Source organism: Cupriavidus sp. MEYA8 (assembly GCF_059278825.1).
This window is the reverse complement of the sequence record NZ_CM181222.1, coordinates 894110-911945: the sequence shown is the minus strand read 5'-3', so window position 1 is coordinate 911945 and position 17836 is coordinate 894110. Positions and strand designations below refer to the sequence as shown.

Below are 17836 nucleotides of genomic sequence, written 5' to 3'. Positions count from 1 at the left end.
GGGCACGTCCCCGTTTTTTTTTGCGCCTTGCGCCGTTCTTCCGTCTCGTCCTATGCCCAGCAAGCCAGCCTCGTCCCGCAACCCTGCGCCGCTCAACAAGGCGGATTTCGAGGCGCTCTCGGACTTCCGCTACCAGCTGCGGCGCTTCCTGCGGTTTTCCGAGGATGCGGCGCGCGAGGAAGGGCTGACCGTGCAGCAGTACCTGCTGCTGCTGCATATCCGCGGCAGCGCCGACAAGGAGTGGGCCTCGATCGGCGAGCTGGCCGAACGACTGCAGGCCAAGCAGCACGGCGTGGTGGCGCTGGTCAACCGCTGCGAGGCGGCCGGACTGGTCAAGCGCCGCCTCAATCCCGAGGACCGGCGCGTGGTGCAGGTGCACCTGCTGGCCAAGGGCGAGCGCAGCCTGAACCGGCTGGCGATGCTGCACCGGACCGAGCTGGAATCGCTGCGCAACACCTTCCGCGTGGCACGCATCACGCAGTTCAACGACGACGGCGCCGAGCGCGGCTGAGCCTGCCAGCCGAGCGCCAACCGGGTGCCAACCGGGTGCCACGGATCCGGTTACAGGCGGTTACCAATCAAAAGCTCCGGTGACACCCGCCGCCCGCGCGCGGCCCTAGACTCGCGCGCATTCATCACCATTATCAATAAGCGCAGTGCGCAGGAGTCGAGCCATGTCCATCCCCTTTCGTTCGGTTGTGCTTGCGGTGCTGGGCGCCGGTGCGCTCGCCGGGTGTGCCACGCCGTATGGCTATGACAACGGCTATGGCGGGGGGTATGGCAGCGGCTACGGCAGCTACGGCACCAATACCGCCTATGGCGGCAGCTATGGTGGAAGCTATGGCGGCAACTACGGCACCAGCGGCACCACCATCAGCGGCTACCCGGCGCAGCAGGGCTATCCCCAGCAGGGCTACCCTCAACAGCAATATCCGCAGCAAGGCTATCCGCAACAGGGGTATCCGCAGCAGCAATATCCGGACGGCGGCTACGACAGCAACGGCTATGGCAACAGCAACTACGGCAACCAGGCGTACGGCGTACGCTACGGCTGGGTAGAGGCCATCGAAGTGGTTGCCGGCCAGCCGCCCTCGACCAGCGGCGCGGGCGCGGTGGTCGGCGGCATCGTCGGTGGCTTGCTCGGCCACCAGGTCGGCGGCGGCCGCGGCAATACGGTAGCGACCATCGGCGGCGCCGTGGTAGGCGCGGTGGCCGGCAACGAGGTCGAGAAGCGCACCGGCACCAGCGCGTCGGCCTACCGCGTGCGCGTGCGCACCAGCGACAACGCCTACCTGACGCTGACGCAGTCCAACGCCTACCAGATGCGCATCGGCGACCGCGTCAAGGTCGAGAACGGCGTGGCGGTACCGTACTGACCGATGCCGATGCGATGGCGCTCCCGGCCGGCTAGGCTTCGGTGCTGAACAGCTGCGCGTAATCCGTGCGCAGCTGGCGCTTGAGCAGCTTGCCGGCCGTATTGCGCGGCAGGTCGTCGACGAACACGATGCGCTTGGGCACCTTGAACGGCGCCAGCGCTTCGCGCGCATGCGCGATCAGCGCCTCTTCGCTGGCCTCCTGGCCGCGCTTGCGCACCACGCACGCGGCCACTGCCTCGACCCACTTCGGATGCGGCAGCGCGAACACCGCCGCTTCGGCCACCGCGCCATGCGTGTACAGGCACTCCTCCACTTCCCGGCTCGAGACCAGCACGCCGCCTGAATTGATCACGTCCTTGATCCGGTCGACCACGTACAGGTAGCCCTCGGCATCCATGTAGCCGAGGTCGCCGGAATGGAACCAGCCGCCGGCAAATGCTTCGGCGGTCTGCTCCGGCTTGTCCCAGTACCCGGTCAGCAGTTGCGGCGAGCGGTGCACGATCTCGCCGAGCTCGCCGGGAGGGACGTCCTGCATGGTCTCGTCGACGATGCGCGTCTCGACATTCAGCACCGGCCGTCCTGCCGACGCGGGCCGCGCCGCATGCTCGTCGGGGCCCAGCACTGTCGCCAGCGGCCCGATTTCGCTCTGCCCGTAGCAGTTGTAGAAGCGCAGCGCCGGCAGCTTCTGCTGCAACTCCAGCAGCACCGGCACCGGCATGATCGATGCCCCGTAGTAGGACTTGACCAGCGCGCCGAGCCTGGCGGGCTCGAACTCGGCATGGCGCAGCAGCGAGATCCAGACCGTGGGCGGGGCAAAGAAGCTGGTGATGCCTTCCGCGTGGATGGTGCGCAGGCAGTAGCCCGCCTCGGGGCTGTCGGCGATCAGCGTGGTGCCGCCGCACAGCAGCAGCGGCATCAGGAACACGTGCATCTGCGCCGAGTGGTACAGCGGCAGCGCTGCCAGCGAATAGTCCGTGGCGCGGATGTCGCAGGCGTCAATCGTGCTGACATACTCGGCCAGCAGCGCGCGGTGGGTCAGCACCGCGCCCTTGGGTGCGGAGGTCGTGCCGGAGGTGTACAGGATCTGCGCCGGCGTGGTGTCGGCGAGGCTGTCGAGTATTGGTGCTTCGGGCCCGCTGGCTGCCGCGGCGAGGATATCGCGCGCACTGCCGCCGCCATGCAGCGTGCCGCCGATGCGGCACGGCAGGCCTTCGATGCGCGCCGCCAGTACCGGGTCGGCAAAGATCGCGCTGGCGCCCGACTGCGTCACGAGGTATTCCACCTCCGCTCGCGTCATCGAGAAGTTGACCGGCACATGGACCAGGCCGCTGCGCAGGCAGGCCAGCCACAGCAGCACGTACGCATCCGAGTTCTTGCCAAAGGCCGCGACCCGGTCGCCGGGGCGCAGGCCCCATCGTGCCAGCGCGCCGGCCACGCGCGCGGCGGCGAGGTCGAGTTCGCGGTAGCTCCAGGCCCGCTCGCCGAAGCGGAGCGCGGTCTTGGCGGGACTGCGCCGCACCGCGCGGGCGATGGCGTCGGGGATGGTGTTGCGCAGGGCGCGCTGCTGCTCTGACTGCATGGTGGTCTCCGTCGTTATGGTTTGAGGGTCCAGCAAGTCTTTGAAGCCAAGCGCCGAGGATAAGGGCTGCCGCCTCGCCCTGGCAAGGCGGCGCAGGGGGCGAGCGCCCCCGGGTGGCCTGTTACAGCGTCTGCGCCAGGAAGGCCAGCGCGCGCCCGTGTGCCAGCGCGGCACTGGGCTGGTGGTACGAGGCCCGCGCCCAGCAGTTGAAGCCGTGGTCGGCGTTGCCGTAGACGTGGATCTCGGTGCCGGGTTTGCCGGCCACCGCGTCGCGCACGCTCAGCACGGCCTCGGGCGGGATGTGCGCGTCGAGCGCGCCGTAGTGGAACTGCACCGGCACGCGGATGTTCGCCGCTTCCTGCAGCTGGTTCTGGATGCCGCCGCCATAGTACGGCACCGCCGCGTCGACCAGCCCGCGCGCCGCGCTCAGGTACGACAGCAGGCCGCCGAAGCAGTAGCCCACCGCTGCGACCTTGCCGGCGCCGGTACGCTGGCGCAGCGCCTGCACGGTGGCGGCGATGTCGCCCATCGCGGCTTCGATGTCGACCGCCTGGCGCAGCGCCAGCGCACGCGTCATGTCGTCGCCGGCGTAGCCCAGTTCGACGCGCGGCGCGTCGCGCCAGAACACGTCGGGCGCCAGCACGGCATAGCCGTCGGCGGCGTACTGGTCAGCCACCGCGCGGATGTGTTCGTTCACGCCGAAGATTTCCTGCAGCAGCACGATGCCGGGCGCGCCGGGCCGGACGCCCGCCGGCGGCAGGCTGAGGTAGGCGTCGAAGCTGCCCGCGTCGCTGTCGACGCGGATCCATTGGCTGTCGGGAATGGCTGTCATGGCAAAGGCTCTCCGGAATGGCTCACTAGGTAGGCGGAACGCGCGGCGGGTCGGCGGAATGCGCGGCGCGTGCCGCGCGCCAGCCGCAAGTTTGCCACCGCGCGCGCCGTCGTGCCGGCGCTGTCGTTTGCCGGGTCAGGGAAGCGCTCAATATGCGCGCGATTGCCGGTAGCGCTTGTGCCAGTTGTCCGTATAGGCCTTCACCACCGCCGCATCGCCGCGGATCAGCATGCCGTTCTCGGCATTGCGCTCCTGCGCCGACTTGGTGAAGTTGAACGAGCCGGTGAACACTGCCTGTTCGTCGAACACCATCACTTTGTTGTGCGCGATCGCGGGCTTGTTGTCGATCACCACCGGCACGCCCGCGTGCTTGAGATAGGTGGCGCTGGTATAGCGCTCCGACTGCTGGCTCTTGTCGAGGATCACGCGCACGTCCACGCCGCGCCGGTGCGCCTGCGCCACGGCCTCGGCGATCGGTGCGCTGGTGAACGAGTAAGCCTGGATCAGCAGCTGCCGGCGCGTGCTGCGGATGGCATTGACCAGCAGCGCCTGGCAGCTCGCACCGTCGGGCACGAAGCACAGCGTGTAGCCGCTGCCCTGCGCGAACGCCTTGCTCGGCGCGGGGCTGGCCTCGGGCGGCTGCGCCGGCTTGCCGGACCGCGAAGGCAGGTGCTTCGCTACCGCTTCGCTGAAGGTGTCGCTGATGCTGTTGGTGATGGACTCGGTGACCTGGTCGAAGCCGGACGCCGAACGCGCATGCGCGATCAGGGCGAAGGGGCTGAACGAGGTGAAGGCCGATACGGCGGCGGCGAGGGCAAGGCCCAGTACGGTACGGCGGAACATTCGGTAAGTCAGGGCGCGTAGGTCGCGACGTTTATGCTGGCTTCGGTCAGGGACAGCCTGCGCGCGCCGCGCGGCGCGGGCTGTGGTGCGCGGGACCGCAGCGTAGCAGCCGCATACGCCACTGGCAAAGGGCGATGTGTAACAGGATATGCGCCGGCGGCACCGGCCTTGGGACTATCGGCGCATGGCGCCTATGATGGATGGAACCCCGCGGGCCTGCCCGCCAAGGAGAGGGACATGTCGAACCATACCTACAAGCTGGTCGAAATCGTCGGCTCTTCGCCGGATGGCTGCGATGCGGCGATCCGCAGCGCCATCGCCAAGGCTGGCGAAACCATCAAGAACATCGACTGGTTCGAAGTGGTGGAAACGCGCGGCCATATCGAGAACGGCAAGATCGCTCATTTCCAGGTCACGCTGAAGGTCGGCTTCCGCGTGACCTGAGCCCGGCGCGCTCGCGGCTTGCGCCGCGTATCGTTCCTGCTTCGGACTGCTTGGCCTCCTGCATTTACAGAGCGGCCGGCGGCGGCCCGTTCGCCGCGGTCAACTGCGGCGCAATCCCCGACGGGCGCATGCCCGCGCGGTCAACGATCAAGGCAGGCGGATTTCCTTCACGTCGAAGTGCGATTCGCCGATCAGCTCCGTGTCGTACTCGCCGACCAGCTCCACCGTGGTGCTGGCGTCGACGGGCTTCTGCGCCGGCCACACCTTCTGCTTGGTCTTCACGGATGATGCGCCGGCGCGGCTGAACCGTCGCTGAACGGTCATGCAGGCACCGCGACGATTTATCATGCTGGGTTCGCGCGCCACATGCGCGCAAAATCCACCGGATCCCAGATTGCGTTTCCTGCACACCGCCGACTGGCATCTCGGCCGGCTCTTCCATGCCCGCAGCCTGCTGGAAGACCAGGCCCATATCCTTGGCCAGTTCGTTGAACTGGTCAAAGCCGAACGACCCGACGCCGTGCTGATCGCCGGCGACGTCTATGACCGCGCCGTGCCACCGCCCGAGGCCGTGGCGCTGCTCGACGACGTGCTGGGCCGCATCGTCGTCGATGCCGGCGTTCCGGTGGTGATGATCGCCGGTAACCATGACAGCGCGCAGCGGCTGGAATTCGGCGCGCGCCTGATGCGCGCGCAGGGCCTGCACGTGGCCGGCCGCACGCTGGCCGAGGCCGCCAGCGTGACGCTGCAGGACGCGCACGGCGAAGTGCGCGTCTACGCGCTGCCCTATGCCGAGCCCGCGGTGGTGCGCGACGCCATGGGCGCCGATCTGCCCTCGCACGAAGCCGCGCTGCGCGCGCAGCTCGACGCGATCCGCGCGGTCCATCCCCCGGGCGTGCGCGCGGTGGTGGTGGGCCATGCCTTCGTGGTCGGCGGCGCGGCCAGCGAATCGGAGCGGCCGCTGTCGGTCGGCGGCAGCGGCGCCGTGGCGGCCGACCTCTTCGCCGGTTTCGACCTGGTCGCGCTGGGCCACCTGCACCGGCCGCAGACGCTTGGCGGGGGCCGCATCCATTACGCCGGCTCGCTGCTCAAGTACTCGCTGTCCGAATGCGCGCACGACAAGTCGGTGTCGCGCATCGAGCTGGATGGCGATGGCACCGTCTCGATCACGCCGGTGCCGCTGCAGCCGCTGCGCGACGTGCGCGTGGTGGAAGGCGAACTGGCCGCGCTGCTTGCCGCTGGCGCAGATGACCCGCAGCGCGACGACTATATCCACGCGCGCCTGACCGATGCCGGCGCGCTGCTCGACCCCATGGCCAAGCTGCGCCAGGTCTACCCCAATGCGCTGGCGATCGAGCGCGCGGTGCTGGCGCGCAGCGGCACGGCCTCGGAAGCGGGCCGCCAGCTGCGCCAGCTTGGCACCGGCGAGCTGTTTGCCAGCTTTTTCCGCGAGGTGGCCGATGCCGAGCTGGAGCCGGGCCACCGCGAGGTGCTGGACCATGTGCTGGCCGGCATGGCGGCGGCGGAGCGGGAGTCGGCATGAGACCTCTGCACCTGACCCTGCAGGCCTTCGGGCCGTTTGCCGCGACCGAGCAGGTCGATTTCACGCGGCTCGGCGACCAGGCCTTCTTCCTGATCCACGGCCCCACCGGCGCCGGCAAGACCACGCTGCTCGACGCCATCTGCTTTGCGCTGTATGGCGATACCTCCGGCGGCGAGCGCAGTGCGCAGGCCATGCGCAGCGCCAACGCCGCGCCGGGACTGCGCACCGAGGTCACGCTGGAATTCAGCCTGGGCGCGCAACGCTGGCGCGTGGTGCGCTCGCCCGCGCAGGAGCGGCCCAAGCAGCGCGGCGAGGGCTGGCTGACGGAGCCGGCCAAGGCGCAGCTCGACCAGCATGACGGCAATGGCTGGGTCAGCAAGGCTGGCCAGCCGGGCAAGGTCAGCGATGCCATCCGCGAGCTGCTCGGCTTCGACAGCGCGCAGTTCCGCCAGGTCATCGTGCTGCCGCAAGGGCGCTTCCGCGAACTGCTGACCGCCAGTTCGCAGGCGCGGCAGGCGATCCTGGAGCGCTTGTTCCGGACCGAGCTCTATCGCCGCGTGGAAGAACTGCTGAAGACGCAGGCGGCCGGCATCCGCCGCGATGCCGAGCGCATCGGCATCCAGCGCGACGAAGCGCTGCGGCAGGCCGGCATGGAGAGCGCGCAGGCGCTTGCCGACGGCATCGCCGCGCTGCAGGCGGAAATGCATGCGCTGCAGGCACAGGAGCAGGTCGCACGCCAGGCGCTGGCCGCTGCGCAGGCGGCGCTGGGCGCGGGCGAACAGGTCGCGGCGCGGCTGCAGGAGCGCCAGCAGGCCGAAGCCGCGCACACGGCGTTGCTGGCACAGCAACCCGTGATGGAGGCCGAACGCATGCGGCTGCAGGCGGCGCAGCGGGCGGCACGCGTCAACCCGGCATTGCAGCAGTGGCAGCTCGCGCAGCGGGACCTCACTGCGGCCGGGACCGCGCTTGAGCAGGCCGAAGCGGGCGCGGCACGCACCACGCAGCAGGCGGCGCAGGCCGCCGCCGCATTGCAGGCCGAGACCGGCCGTGCCGGATTGCGCTCGGCCGCGCAGCGGCGCTGCGCGGAACTGGACGCCATGCTGCCGCGCGCGCGCCAGCTCGGCACGCTGCGCGAGGCCCTGGAGGCGGCACAGCAGAAGCAAGCCGCCACCACCGCGGCGCGCGAGCGTGCCGCCGCCAGGCTGGCGGCGAGCCAGGCCGAGGCCGTGGCGGCGGAGGCCGCGCTCGGGCAGGCACAGCTGGCTGCCGCGCAGCTGCAAGGCACGCAACTGCAGCTCGCCGCGCTGCAGGAAAAGTCGCGGCAATTCGGCCGTCACGCGCAGGCGATGCAGGCGCTCGCCAATGCCGTCGCGCAGGCAGCCGACGTGGAAGCGGCGCTGCAACTGGCCGACCGCATGCGCGAACGCCGCCGTGCCGCGCTGGCCGAAGCCGAAGCCGCGTGGCGCGCCGGCCAGGCGGCCCGGCTGGCGGCGTTGCTCGCCACCGGCGAGGCGTGTCCGGTATGCGGCAGCAGTGCGCATCCCACGCCGGCGCAGCATGTCGAGACACCGCTGTCCGATGAGGCGCTGGAGCAGGCGCGCGGCGCCATGCTCGAGGCCGAGTCGCAGGCGGTGCGTTGCGCCGGCCAGCTACAAGCCGCGCAGGCCGCCAGCTTGCAGGCGCGCGAGCGCGCCGAGGAACTCGCGCAGGCCCTGGGCGATGTCTCGGAGGAGGCCGCGCGCCAGCTGAAGACAGACATGGCAACGCTGGAAGCCGCGCTGGCAGCAGGCCAGCAGGCAGCGGCCAGCGTTGGCCAGTGCGAAGCCGCCATCGCCGCCAGCCGCGCCGCGCGCGAAGCGGCGGAGCTCGCCGGCCGCGAAGCCGCCGCCGCAGCGGAAACGGCTTCGCAAGCGCTGGCGCAGTGCCAGGTCGAATGGCAGGTTGCCTGCGCGCAGGTCCCCGAAGACTCGCGCGATCCGGTGGCGCTGGCCGAAGCCCTGCGCCAGGCCCAGGCCGATGCCGCGGCGCTGGAGCACGCGCTCGCCACCGCGCAGGCGGCGGAACGGCAGGCAGCCACCGATGCCGCCGCCGCGCAGGCCGCGCTCGGCTCGGCCCGGCAGGCCCAGGCGCAAGCCGCCGCGCGCCTTGCCGAGTCGGAAGGCGCGCTGGCGCAAGCGTTGGCGCGTGAAGGTCTTGCCGATGCACGGGCGCATGCCGCGGCCAGCCTGCCCGATGCCGAGATGGCGCGTATCGACCAGGCGCTGCGTGCATTCGATATGGAGCTGGTCTCCGCCGCCCGGCTGCGCGAGCGCGCCGACGCCGCCGCGCAAGGGCTCGGCGTGCCGGACCTGGACGGATTGCGCGCCGCCGGGCAGGCCGCCGCCGACGCAGTCGAAGCCCTGGTCCGGCAACAGGCGGATCGCGGCCGCGCGCGCGACACGCTGCAGCAATGCCAGTTGCGCCTGCAGCAGCTCGACGCGCAGGGCCGCGATATCGAAGCCCGCTATGCGGTGCTGGGCCGGCTGGCCGAGGTGGCCAACGGCAACAACCCGCGCCGCATGACCTTCCAGCGCTTCGTGCTGGCAACGCTGCTTGACGAGGTGCTGGAAGCCGCGTCGGCGCGGCTGCTGGCGATGAGCCGGGGCCGCTATGTGCTGCAGCGCGTGCGCGAGCAGGCCGACCAGCGCAGTGCAGGCGGGCTGGATATTGAAGTGTTCGACCACGACACCGGGGCGCCGCGCCCGGCCAATACGCTGTCGGGCGGCGAAGGCTTCCTGGCGTCGCTGTCGCTGGCTCTTGGCCTGGCCGACGTGGTGCAGTCGCGCGCGGGCGGCATCCAGCTCGATACGCTGTTCGTTGACGAAGGGTTCGGCACGCTGGATCCGGAAAGCCTGGACTTTGCCATCCGCACGCTGCTCGACCTGCAGCAAGCCGGCCGATTGGTAGGGATCATCTCGCACGTGGCAGAACTGCGCGAGCGCATCGACGTGCGTCTGGAAGTGCGGCCGGGGGTTGGCGGCAGCCGCGCCACGCTGAGCGGCGTGGCGGCCGCGGCCTGAGAATATTTGCGTATTTGCCGGCCGGGGTGGCCGGCATGCCGCTCAGCCGACGAACACCTGGCGGCAGCGGATCGCCATGACCTGCGCCTCGAACGCGCGTGCGGCGGCCCGCGCCAGCCGCGCGCGGCGCGACAGCTTGGGCGCAACGCCGAGACCTGTCGCGGACGCGATGCTTCGCTTGTTTTCCTGGCCCAATCCCCACGCCTGCTGCGTAACCTGCAGGATGCGCGCAAGGGCTGCGGCATGTTGCGTGGAGGCATTCGGGACATTGACGGTGGCCATGGTCTGACTCCTCGTTCTTGTCTGTTGCCTGGCGGCGCGCCTGAGCCGGGTGGTCCGGGGGCTGCTGTGCGGGCGCTGCCGTCCTCTGATTCAACGATAGTCCCCGCGACCCCGGCGCAACATCGACAGCGAACCGATTCCCCTGTCGGTTCTGTCCTACACGGGAAGCCGCCGTCACCTCGCGCGGTGATCGCCCACCGTGTGTGCCCTGGGCGGGCCCACTGGTTGACCGTCGCCCGCGCGCAGGTGTAATCTGTTCATTCTGCGAATTCAAGTTCTAATAGCGAACAATGGTCAGCCAACCGCTGGCGGCTTTCGGATCGCGGCCGTGGCAACCGCGCGGCCCCAAACAACACCACGCAGACTGCTGGACCGTTCAACGGGCGGTACTGGCGGCGCCAATGCCGCCGGCTGCGAACGAACATCCTTCCGGCAGGACTATCGGAGACCGTCTTTCATGCGCCGCGCCTTGCGGCCCGCTCCGGTAGCCTGCGGATCTTCCGACCTGGAAACGCAAGTGATCAACAAGCTATACGACACGGTGGAAGCGGCGGTGGCCGGCATCCACGACGGCGCCACCATCCTCATTGGTGGCTTTGGCCTCGCAGGCATGCCCGCGGAACTGATCGACGCGCTGATCGAGCAAGGCGCGCGCGACCTGACCATCGTCAACAACAACGCCGGCAACGGCGACACCGGCCTGGCCGCGCTGCTGAAGGCCAGGCGCGTGCGCAAGATCATTTGCTCGTTCCCGCGCCAGACGGACTCGTACGTGTTCGACTCGCTCTACCACGCCGGCGAGATCGAGCTGGAACTGGTGCCGCAGGGCAACCTGGCCGAGCGCATCCGGGCTGCTGGCGCCGGCATCGGCGGCTTCTTTACCCGCACCGCCTACGGCACGCCGCTGGCAGAGGGCAAGGAGACCCGCATCATCGATGGCCAGGGCTACGTGTTCGAATCGCCGATCCACGCCGACTTCGCGCTGATCAAGGCCGACACCGCCGACCGCTGGGGCAACCTCACCTACCGCAAGACCGCGCGCAACTTTGGCCCGATCATGGCCATGGCCGCCAAGTGCGCCATCGTGCAGGTCAACAAGGTTGTCGAGCTGGGTGAGATGAACCCCGAACACATCGTGACGCCGGGCCTCTTCGTCAAGCGCGTCGTCAAGGTCGCCTGAGCGCGGCAACAGGAGAAACAGCATGCAACGCCTGACCCGCGACCAGATGGCCGCCCGCGTGGCCAAAGACATTCCGGAAGGTGCCGTGGTCAACCTCGGCATCGGCCTGCCGACGCTCGTCGGCAACCACCTGCCCGCAGACAAGGAAATCCTGCTGCATAGCGAGAACGGCCTGCTCGGCATGGGCCCCGCGCCCGCTGCCGGCGAGGAAGACGGCGACCTGATCAACGCCGGCAAGCAGCCGGTGACGATCAAGCCGGGCGGCTCGTACTTCCACCACGCCGATTCGTTCGCGATGATGCGCGGCGGCCACCTCGACTTCTGCGTGCTGGGCGCGTTCCAGGTGTCGGAAAAGGGCGACCTGGCCAACTGGCACACCGGCGCGCCCGGCGCCATCCCCGCCGTGGGCGGCGCGATGGACCTGGCGATCGGCGCCAAGCAGGTGTTCGTGATGATGGAACACCAGACCAAGCAGGGCGAAAGCAAGATCGTGCCGCAGTGCACTTATCCGCTGACCGGCATCGGTTGCGTGACGCGCATCTACACTGACCTTGCCACGCTCGACGTGACCCCCGACGGCCTGGTCGCGCGCGACCTGGTGGAAGGCCTGAGTTTTGAAGAACTGCAGCGCCTGACCGGCGTGCCCCTGAAGCAGGCCTGAGCGCCGCATCGATATCCATCACAAAGAGAGAGACACACCATGACCGAAGCCTTTATCTGCGACGCCATCCGCACGCCCATCGGCCGCTACGGCGGCAGCCTGTCCGCGGTGCGCCCGGATGACCTCGGCGCGGTGCCGCTGAAGGCATTGATGGCCCGCAATCCCAATGTCGACTGGAAGGCCATCGATGACGTGATCTACGGCAACGCCAACCAGGCCGGCGAAGACAACCGCAACGTGGCGCGCATGTCGTCGCTGCTGGCGGGCCTGCCGCAGGACGTGCCGGGCGCCACCATCAACCGTCTGTGCGGCTCCGGCATGGACGCCACCGGCACCGCCGCGCGCGCCATCAAGGCGGGCGAAGCGCAGCTGATGATCGCCGGCGGCGTGGAAAGCATGAGCCGCGCCCCGTTCGTGATGGGCAAGGCCACCAGCGCCTTCTCGCGCGATGCGCAGATCTTCGACACCACCATCGGCTGGCGCTTCATCAACCCGGCCATGCGCGCGGCCTACGGCGTGGACTCCATGCCCGAGACCGCCGAGAACGTCGCCACCGACTACAAGATCAGCCGCGAAGACCAGGACCTGATGGCGCTGCGCAGCCAGGAGAAGGCTTCGCGCGCGCAGGCCGACGGCACGCTGGCGCAGGAGATCACCGCGGTCACCATCGCCCAGAAGAAGGGCGACCCGATCGTGGTCGAACGCGACGAGCACCCGCGCGCCACCAGCATGGAAGCGCTGGCCAAGCTGCGCGGCGTGGTCCGCCCTGACGGCACCGTCACCGCCGGCAACGCCTCGGGCGTGAACGACGGCGCCTGCGCGCTGCTGCTGGCGAGCGAAGCCGGCATCAAGCAACACGGCCTGACCCCGCGTGCGCGCATCGTCGGCATGGCCACCGCCGGCGTGGCGCCGCGCGTGATGGGCATCGGCCCGGCACCGGCGACGCAGAAGCTGCTCAAGCAACTGGGCATGACGCTGGACCAGATCGACGTGATCGAGCTGAACGAAGCGTTCGCCGCGCAGGGCCTGGCTGTGCTGCGCGAACTGGGCGTGGCCGACGACGACAAGCGCGTCAACCCGAACGGCGGCGCGATCGCGCTGGGCCACCCGCTCGGCATGAGCGGCGCGCGCCTGGTGACCACCGCGATGTACCAGCTGCACCGCACCGGCGGCCGCTTCGCGCTGTGCACGATGTGCATCGGCGTGGGCCAGGGTATTGCGATGGTGATCGAGCGCGTTTAATCGTTGTCGTCGCATTGCTGAGTGTTGGCTCCCCTCTCCCGCTTGCGGGAGGGGGAGCAAGACCGCGGTAGTCCTGAAAGTGAGTCAAAGATGTCCCTCCCCGTAGCCACCCTCGTCACCGGCGGCAGTTCCGGCATCGGCCGCGCCATCTGCGAAATGCTGCTGGCCGATGGCGTGACCCAGGTGGTCAATGTCGACTACGCCGCGCCGGCCTGGTCGCATCCCAACATGACCTTTTTCCAGGCCGACCTGACCGACGCCGACGCGACCCGCGCCGTGGCCGAGCAGGTCACGTCGCGCTTTGCCGTCACGCGCCTGGTGAACAATGCCGGCGCCACCCGTCCCGGCACCGCCGACAGCGCCACCGTTGCCGACCTGGACTACGTGACCGGCCTGCACCTGCAAGCGCCGCTGCTGCTGCTGCAAGCCTGCCTGCCCGCGATGCGCGCCGCAGGCTTCGGCCGCATCGTCAACATGGCCTCGCGCGCCGCGCTGGGAAAGCCCGAGCGCGTGGTGTACTCGGCCACCAAGGCCGGCCTGATCGGCATGACCCGCACGCTCGCGATGGAACTTGGCGGCGACGGCATCACCGTCAACGCGGTGGCCCCGGGCCCGATCGCCACCGAGCTGTTCCGCAAGAGCAACCCGGAAGGCGCCGAGCAGACCAAACGCATCCTTGCCAGCATCACCGTCAAGCGCATGGGCACCCCGGAAGACGTCGCGCGCGCCGCGCTGTTCTTCCTGTCGCCGGACAACGGTTTCGTCACCGGCCAGGTGATGTACGTGTGCGGCGGCACCACGCTGGGCGTTGCGCCGGTATAAGCGCGCCCCGGCACTCAAAGATTCGACAAGAAGAGACGTTAACCAAACGTCACGCATGGCGGCCCGGAGCCGGGCCGTCAACCGGGATGCGCGCGAGTGCGCGGCATCCGTTCGGGAACGGCAATCACGCCATTTCAGCACAACGTCCTGCACGGGCCCCAATCTCCGTTGGGACAGCTTTACCGGAGTAATACCGATGAGACACGATTCCCAGACCTCCACCACGCGCCGCCGCCTGCTCGCCGCCGGCGTGGCGCTGGCCACCACCTTTGCCGGCTTCGCTGGCGCCGCGCACGCACAAGGCGGCTACCCGACCAAGCCGATCACGCTGATCGTGCCGTTCTCGGCCGGCGGCACCACCGACATCCTGGCCCGCATCGTCGGCCTGCAACTGGGCAAGGCGCTCGGCCAGCCGGTGGTGATCGACAACCGTCCGGGCGCGGGCGGCAACATCGGCGCTTCGCTGGCGGCCAAGGCGCCGGGCGACGGCTACACGCTGTTCATGGGCACCATCGGCACGCACGCGATCAACCAGTCGCTGTATTCCAAGCTGCCGTATGACCCGGTCAAGGACTTCGCGCCGATCACGCGCGTGGCGATGGTGCCGAACCTGGTGGTGGTGAACCCCAAGGTGCCGGTCAACAACGTCAAGGAACTGATCGCCTACGTGAAGGCCAATCCGGACAAGCTGTCGTATGGCTCGTCGGGCAGCGGCTCGTCGATGCACCTGTCGGGTGAGCTGTTCAACTCGATGACCGGCCTGCATATCCAGCACATTCCGTACAAGGGCAGCGCGCCGGCGGTGAATGACCTGCTGGGCAACCAGATCGGCCTGATGTTCGACAACATGCCGTCGTCGTATCCGCATGTGAAGGCGGGCAAGCTGCGTGCGATCGCCGTGACTTCGGCCAAGCGCTCGCCGGCGCTGCCGAACGTGCCGACCGTGGCCGAGTCGGGCGTGCCGGGCTATGAGGCGACTTCGTGGTTCGCGCTGTACGCCACGGGCGGCACGCCGCAGCCGATCGTCGATCGCCTGAACGCGGAAGTGGTCAAGATCCTGGCCATGCCGGAAGTGAAGAAGCAGATGGCCGACCAGGGCGCTGAACCCAATCCGGAAAAGCCGGCGCAGCTGGCCGCGTTCATGAAGTCGGAAACCGCCAAGTGGGCGAAGGTTGTGAAGGCTTCGGGTGCTACGGTAGACTGAGCCTGAAGCTTTCTTAGCCTGGAAAATCGCCGGTCCCGTCGGGCTGGTCAGATGGTTGATAACCCCACATTCTTCGGAATGTGGGGTTTTGCTTTTTGGTGGCCAGGGTCAGACGCCCGACCTTACAAGCCTCAATCGCTTCCCAGCTGCGGCCCGCCCCCATGCCGCTTCTCGATCGCGGACTTGAGCAGCGCCGCGCTACGATAGATCCCGTGCGCAAACTTCCCATACGGCAGGGTCGCAAACAACGCCATCACCACGCCAAGATGCACCGCCAGTAGCAACGGCATCGCCAACGTGTCACGCAACGCCAGCAACCCGAGCCCGGTAGCACTGGTCAGCAACAACAGCGCGATGAAACCCCGATCCATCGGGCGTTGGCGCACATCCCCCTGCATCGGATGCCGCCGGAGATTCAGCCATAGCAAGCCAGCAGGCCCGATCAACAGCCCCAGCCCGCCAGCGATACCCAGCAGCACCGGCAGGCTGGCAACCGGATACGGCGCATGCCAGCCCAGCAGATAGTGGTACCCGGTAGCTACCGCCGTCGAGGCAAGGCACAGCATGAAGCCATAGAACGTGAAATGGTGGAAGCGCCGCCGTGCCAGCGTAAAGCGATCACTCGCCTCATTGCATCCATCGCCATGACCTCCGTCCAGGTAGGTCAGCGCCAGCACGTTCTTCGCCGCCTCGGCCACCGCAGGCGCTGACGCCGTCCCGGCCGACACATCGCGCCAGAAGCGCCGCACGCCAACCCCGAGCGCAAGCACCGAGAACCCAAACACCGCGCCAAACATCGCCGCCAGCGTGTTGTGCGGGAACACCGCGTAGAAGTTGCCGCCGGCATGCCGCTGCCACAGGGCACCGCCCGTCGTCACCGCCAGCACCAGGAACAATGCCAGCCCGATCGCCAGCGCCACCGCTACCGTCAGGCCGTTGCGCTGGTACAGCTTGCCCAGCGGCGCGGGCCACGCATATTCGCTGTACGTCTCCAGCCGCACCCTGGCCATCGCCTGCGGAACGTTGACGCCAAAGTCATGCGGCGGCGCATACTGGCAAGCGTGGTAGCACGCCCCGCAGTTGTGGCACAGGTTCGCCAGGTAGTTGACATCGGCCTTGCCGAACTCAAGCCGCCGCGTCATCGCCGGGAACACCGCGCAGAACCCTTCGCAATAGCGGCAGGCATTGCAGATCTGCATCTGCCGCGCGACTTCGGCTTCGTTGTCGGTCAGCGGCAGCACCCGGATCACGCGTGCGTTGCCATGCCTGGCGACAGCGTCTGCGCCTGCCAGATCGGCGGCCTCTCGCGCCAGGGCTTCAAGCTTCTGCATGGCTCGCTCCCGAGTTGATCCCAGCTGCCCGCGCGGCTTGCGTGCCGGCAATGCGCCCGAAGGCGGTGCCGATCGACATGCCGACTCCGGCCGTATATCCCTTGCCCAGCACGTTGCCCGCCATCATTTCTCCTGCCACAAATAGATTTCCGCTCGGCCTGCCGCCGAAATGCACCTGGGCCCGGTCGTTCACCTTTAGCCCCAGGTAAGTGAAGGTAATGCCCGGCCGCAGCGCATAGCCGTAGAACGGCGCCTGGTCCAGCGGTCGTGCCCAGTGCGTCTTGGCCGGTGCCAGGCCCTCGGTATGGCAATCGTCCAGCGCGGTATGGTCGAACGTGCCGACGCGGCACGCGGTGTTGTAGTCCTGCACGGTGCGCACGAACTGCGCCTCCGGCAGCCCGAGCTTGCGCGCGAGTTCGGGCAGCGTGTCGGCCTTCTCGCCGGGAAATACCGGCGGCATGAAGCGGCCGACGGCCTTGCTGTCGATGATCGAATAGCCGATCTGCCCCGGCTGCTGCGCCACGAGCCGGCCCCAGATCGCATAGCGCTTGGGCCAGAAGTCCTCGCCTTCGTCATAGAAGCGCTCGGCGTCGCGGTTGACGACGATGCCCAGCGACACGCAGTCGATGCGCGTGCAGATGCCGCCGTCATAGAGCGGCGCGCGCGCATCGATGGCGACGCAGTGCGATTGCGACGGATCGCCGATGGCATCGGCACCGGCTTCGATCATGTGCCGCAGCAGCACGCCCTGGTTGAAGCGCGTGCCGCGGATCAGGAAGTTGTCGGCGGGCCATTCGCCGCGTTCGTTCCGGCCCCAGGCCTCGCGCAGCCATTCGCGGTTGGACTCGAAGCCGCCGGCGGCCAGCACGCAGGACCGCGCGGTGAAGCGCTGGCCACCGCTGCGCGCGGCGACGAAGCGGTCGCCATCCATCTCGATCGCGTCGACCGGCGTTTCATAGCGGATCTGCACGCCCATCGCCTCGGCGCTGCGGTAATACGCATTGACCAGCGCCTTGCCGCCACCCATGAAGAAGGCGTTAGTGCGCGCCACATGCAGCGCGCCCGACAGCGGCGGCTGGAAGCGCACGCCATGCTTGCGCATCCACGGCCGGCAGGTGGACGAGGCGCGGATCACCAGCCGCGCCAGGTGCTCGTCGGTGATGCCGCCGGTGACCTTGAGCAGGTCCTGCCAGTACTCTTCCTCGGGATAGGCATCGACCAGCACGTCTTGCGGCGCGTCGTGCATGCAGCGCAGGTTGCGGGTGTGCTGGGAATTGCCGCCACGCCAGGCGCGCGGCGCGGATTCGAGCAGCAGCACCGAGGCCCCGGCTTCGCGCGCCATCAGCGCCGCGCACAGGGCCGCGTTGCCGCCGCCAATAATCAATACGTCCACCAATACGTCGACCATCGGGATTGTCTCCTTGCTGGCGCCATCTTG

General features: G+C 68.8%; 17 protein-coding genes. 10 read left to right on the top strand and 7 right to left on the bottom strand.

Going from position 1 to position 17836, the window contains the following annotated elements:
• Positions 1-52 precede the first annotated feature (52 nt).
• On the top strand, positions 53-511 hold the full coding sequence (locus AC5WJ1_RS21280; protein ID WP_133097926.1) for a MarR family winged helix-turn-helix transcriptional regulator: 459 nt from the start codon (positions 53-55) through the stop codon (positions 509-511).
• Positions 512-674: 163 nt separating this feature from the next.
• Positions 675-1376, top strand: coding sequence for a glycine zipper 2TM domain-containing protein (locus AC5WJ1_RS21275; protein WP_135703453.1), 702 nt, complete (start codon positions 675-677; stop codon positions 1374-1376).
• A 31-nt stretch (positions 1377-1407) separates the two neighbouring features.
• On the opposite strand, the gene AC5WJ1_RS21270 is transcribed toward AC5WJ1_RS21275, so the two are convergent.
• The 3 genes from AC5WJ1_RS21270 to AC5WJ1_RS21260 all read right to left on the bottom strand — a co-directional run bounded on the left by AC5WJ1_RS21270 (position 1408) and on the right by AC5WJ1_RS21260 (position 4630).
• Complete coding sequence (locus AC5WJ1_RS21270; protein ID WP_135703454.1) at positions 1408-2955, bottom strand: acyl-CoA synthetase; 1548 nt, start codon at positions 2953-2955, stop codon at positions 1408-1410.
• 121 nt (positions 2956-3076) lie between these two features.
• The gene (locus AC5WJ1_RS21265; protein WP_135703455.1) at positions 3077-3787 is read right to left on the bottom strand and encodes a dienelactone hydrolase family protein; all 711 of its coding nucleotides are present in this window, start codon (positions 3785-3787) and stop codon (positions 3077-3079) included.
• Between the two features lie 147 nt (positions 3788-3934).
• A complete protein-coding gene (locus AC5WJ1_RS21260) occupies positions 3935-4630 on the bottom strand; it encodes a phospholipase D family nuclease (protein ID WP_133097930.1) in 696 nt (231 codons plus the stop codon).
• Positions 4631-4867: 237 nt separating this feature from the next.
• Between AC5WJ1_RS21260 and AC5WJ1_RS21255 the strand changes: the two genes are divergently transcribed.
• A complete protein-coding gene (locus AC5WJ1_RS21255; protein ID WP_029048440.1) occupies positions 4868-5074 on the top strand; it encodes a dodecin in 207 nt (68 codons plus the stop codon).
• 147 nt (positions 5075-5221) lie between these two features.
• On the opposite strand, the gene AC5WJ1_RS21250 is transcribed toward AC5WJ1_RS21255, so the two are convergent.
• A complete protein-coding gene (locus tag AC5WJ1_RS21250; RefSeq protein WP_276609531.1) occupies positions 5222-5356 on the bottom strand; it encodes a hypothetical protein in 135 nt (44 codons plus the stop codon).
• A gap of 112 nt (positions 5357-5468) precedes the next feature.
• Between AC5WJ1_RS21250 and AC5WJ1_RS21245 the strand changes: the two genes are divergently transcribed.
• Both AC5WJ1_RS21245 and AC5WJ1_RS21240 read left to right on the top strand, forming a co-directional pair.
• Positions 5469-6617 carry an exonuclease SbcCD subunit D gene (locus AC5WJ1_RS21245; protein ID WP_135703456.1) on the top strand — a complete coding sequence of 383 codons (1149 nt, stop codon included), beginning with the start codon at positions 5469-5471 and terminating at the stop codon, positions 6615-6617.
• Positions 6614-9676: an AAA family ATPase gene (locus AC5WJ1_RS21240; protein ID WP_494476944.1), complete on the top strand. Its 3063-nt coding sequence runs from the start codon at positions 6614-6616 to the stop codon at positions 9674-9676. The genes AC5WJ1_RS21245 and AC5WJ1_RS21240 overlap by 4 nt, the downstream gene beginning before the upstream one ends.
• Before the next feature lie 42 nt (positions 9677-9718).
• On the opposite strand, the gene AC5WJ1_RS21235 is transcribed toward AC5WJ1_RS21240, so the two are convergent.
• Positions 9719-9958, bottom strand: a complete 240-nt coding sequence (locus AC5WJ1_RS21235; protein WP_135703458.1) for a hypothetical protein — start codon at positions 9956-9958, stop codon at positions 9719-9721.
• 517 nt (positions 9959-10475) lie between these two features.
• Here AC5WJ1_RS21235 and AC5WJ1_RS21230 point away from each other — a divergent pair.
• From AC5WJ1_RS21230 to AC5WJ1_RS21210, 5 genes are all read left to right on the top strand, one after another.
• Positions 10476-11138, top strand: a complete 663-nt coding sequence (locus AC5WJ1_RS21230; protein WP_195428012.1) for a 3-oxoacid CoA-transferase subunit A — start codon at positions 10476-10478, stop codon at positions 11136-11138.
• A 22-nt stretch (positions 11139-11160) separates the two neighbouring features.
• Entirely contained in the window at positions 11161-11799 is a 639-nt protein-coding gene (locus AC5WJ1_RS21225) for a 3-oxoacid CoA-transferase subunit B (protein ID WP_063241051.1), read from the top strand.
• Between the two features lie 39 nt (positions 11800-11838).
• The gene (gene pcaF / locus AC5WJ1_RS21220; RefSeq protein WP_133097935.1) at positions 11839-13041 is read left to right on the top strand and encodes a 3-oxoadipyl-CoA thiolase; all 1203 of its coding nucleotides are present in this window, start codon (positions 11839-11841) and stop codon (positions 13039-13041) included.
• A 90-nt stretch (positions 13042-13131) separates the two neighbouring features.
• Complete coding sequence (locus AC5WJ1_RS21215; RefSeq protein WP_133097936.1) at positions 13132-13863, top strand: SDR family NAD(P)-dependent oxidoreductase; 732 nt, start codon at positions 13132-13134, stop codon at positions 13861-13863.
• Between the two features lie 196 nt (positions 13864-14059).
• Positions 14060-15067 (top strand): Bug family tripartite tricarboxylate transporter substrate binding protein, encoded by a 1008-nt coding sequence (locus tag AC5WJ1_RS21210; RefSeq protein ID WP_133097937.1) that lies wholly within the window; start codon positions 14060-14062, stop codon positions 15065-15067.
• 131 nt (positions 15068-15198) lie between these two features.
• Here AC5WJ1_RS21210 and tcuB read toward each other — a convergent pair whose 3' ends face one another.
• Together tcuB and tcuA are read right to left on the bottom strand one after the other, a co-directional pair.
• Complete coding sequence (tcuB, locus tag AC5WJ1_RS21205) at positions 15199-16398, bottom strand: tricarballylate utilization 4Fe-4S protein TcuB (protein ID WP_135703460.1); 1200 nt, start codon at positions 16396-16398, stop codon at positions 15199-15201.
• Positions 16385-17794 (bottom strand): FAD-dependent tricarballylate dehydrogenase TcuA, encoded by a 1410-nt coding sequence (gene tcuA / locus AC5WJ1_RS21200; RefSeq protein WP_135703994.1) that lies wholly within the window; start codon positions 17792-17794, stop codon positions 16385-16387. Before tcuA ends, tcuB begins: the two co-directional genes overlap by 14 nt.
• Positions 17795-17836: the final 42 nt, after the last annotated feature.

Excerpts from the sequence above, each read along its gene's own strand:
- AC5WJ1_RS21275 (WP_135703453.1), top strand. The coding sequence starts at position 675 with ATGTCCATCCCCTTTCGTTCGGTTGTGCTTGCGGTGCTGGGCGCCGGT.
- AC5WJ1_RS21280 (WP_133097926.1), top strand. The coding sequence starts at position 53 with ATGCCCAGCAAGCCAGCCTCGTCCCGCAACCCTGCGCCGCTCAACAAG.
- AC5WJ1_RS21215 (WP_133097936.1), top strand. The coding sequence starts at position 13,132 with ATGTCCCTCCCCGTAGCCACCCTCGTCACCGGCGGCAGTTCCGGCATC.
- AC5WJ1_RS21255 (WP_029048440.1), top strand. The coding sequence starts at position 4,868 with ATGTCGAACCATACCTACAAGCTGGTCGAAATCGTCGGCTCTTCGCCG.
- AC5WJ1_RS21225 (WP_063241051.1), top strand. The coding sequence starts at position 11,161 with ATGCAACGCCTGACCCGCGACCAGATGGCCGCCCGCGTGGCCAAAGAC.
- AC5WJ1_RS21235 (WP_135703458.1), bottom strand. The coding sequence starts at position 9,958 with ATGGCCACCGTCAATGTCCCGAATGCCTCCACGCAACATGCCGCAGCC.
- tcuB (WP_135703460.1), bottom strand. The coding sequence starts at position 16,398 with ATGCAGAAGCTTGAAGCCCTGGCGCGAGAGGCCGCCGATCTGGCAGGC.
- pcaF (WP_133097935.1), top strand. The coding sequence starts at position 11,839 with ATGACCGAAGCCTTTATCTGCGACGCCATCCGCACGCCCATCGGCCGC.
- AC5WJ1_RS21265 (WP_135703455.1), bottom strand. The coding sequence starts at position 3,787 with ATGACAGCCATTCCCGACAGCCAATGGATCCGCGTCGACAGCGACGCG.
- AC5WJ1_RS21240 (WP_494476944.1), top strand. The coding sequence starts at position 6,614 with ATGAGACCTCTGCACCTGACCCTGCAGGCCTTCGGGCCGTTTGCCGCG.
- AC5WJ1_RS21210 (WP_133097937.1), top strand. The coding sequence starts at position 14,060 with ATGAGACACGATTCCCAGACCTCCACCACGCGCCGCCGCCTGCTCGCC.
- AC5WJ1_RS21270 (WP_135703454.1), bottom strand. The coding sequence starts at position 2,955 with ATGCAGTCAGAGCAGCAGCGCGCCCTGCGCAACACCATCCCCGACGCC.
- AC5WJ1_RS21260 (WP_133097930.1), bottom strand. The coding sequence starts at position 4,630 with ATGTTCCGCCGTACCGTACTGGGCCTTGCCCTCGCCGCCGCCGTATCG.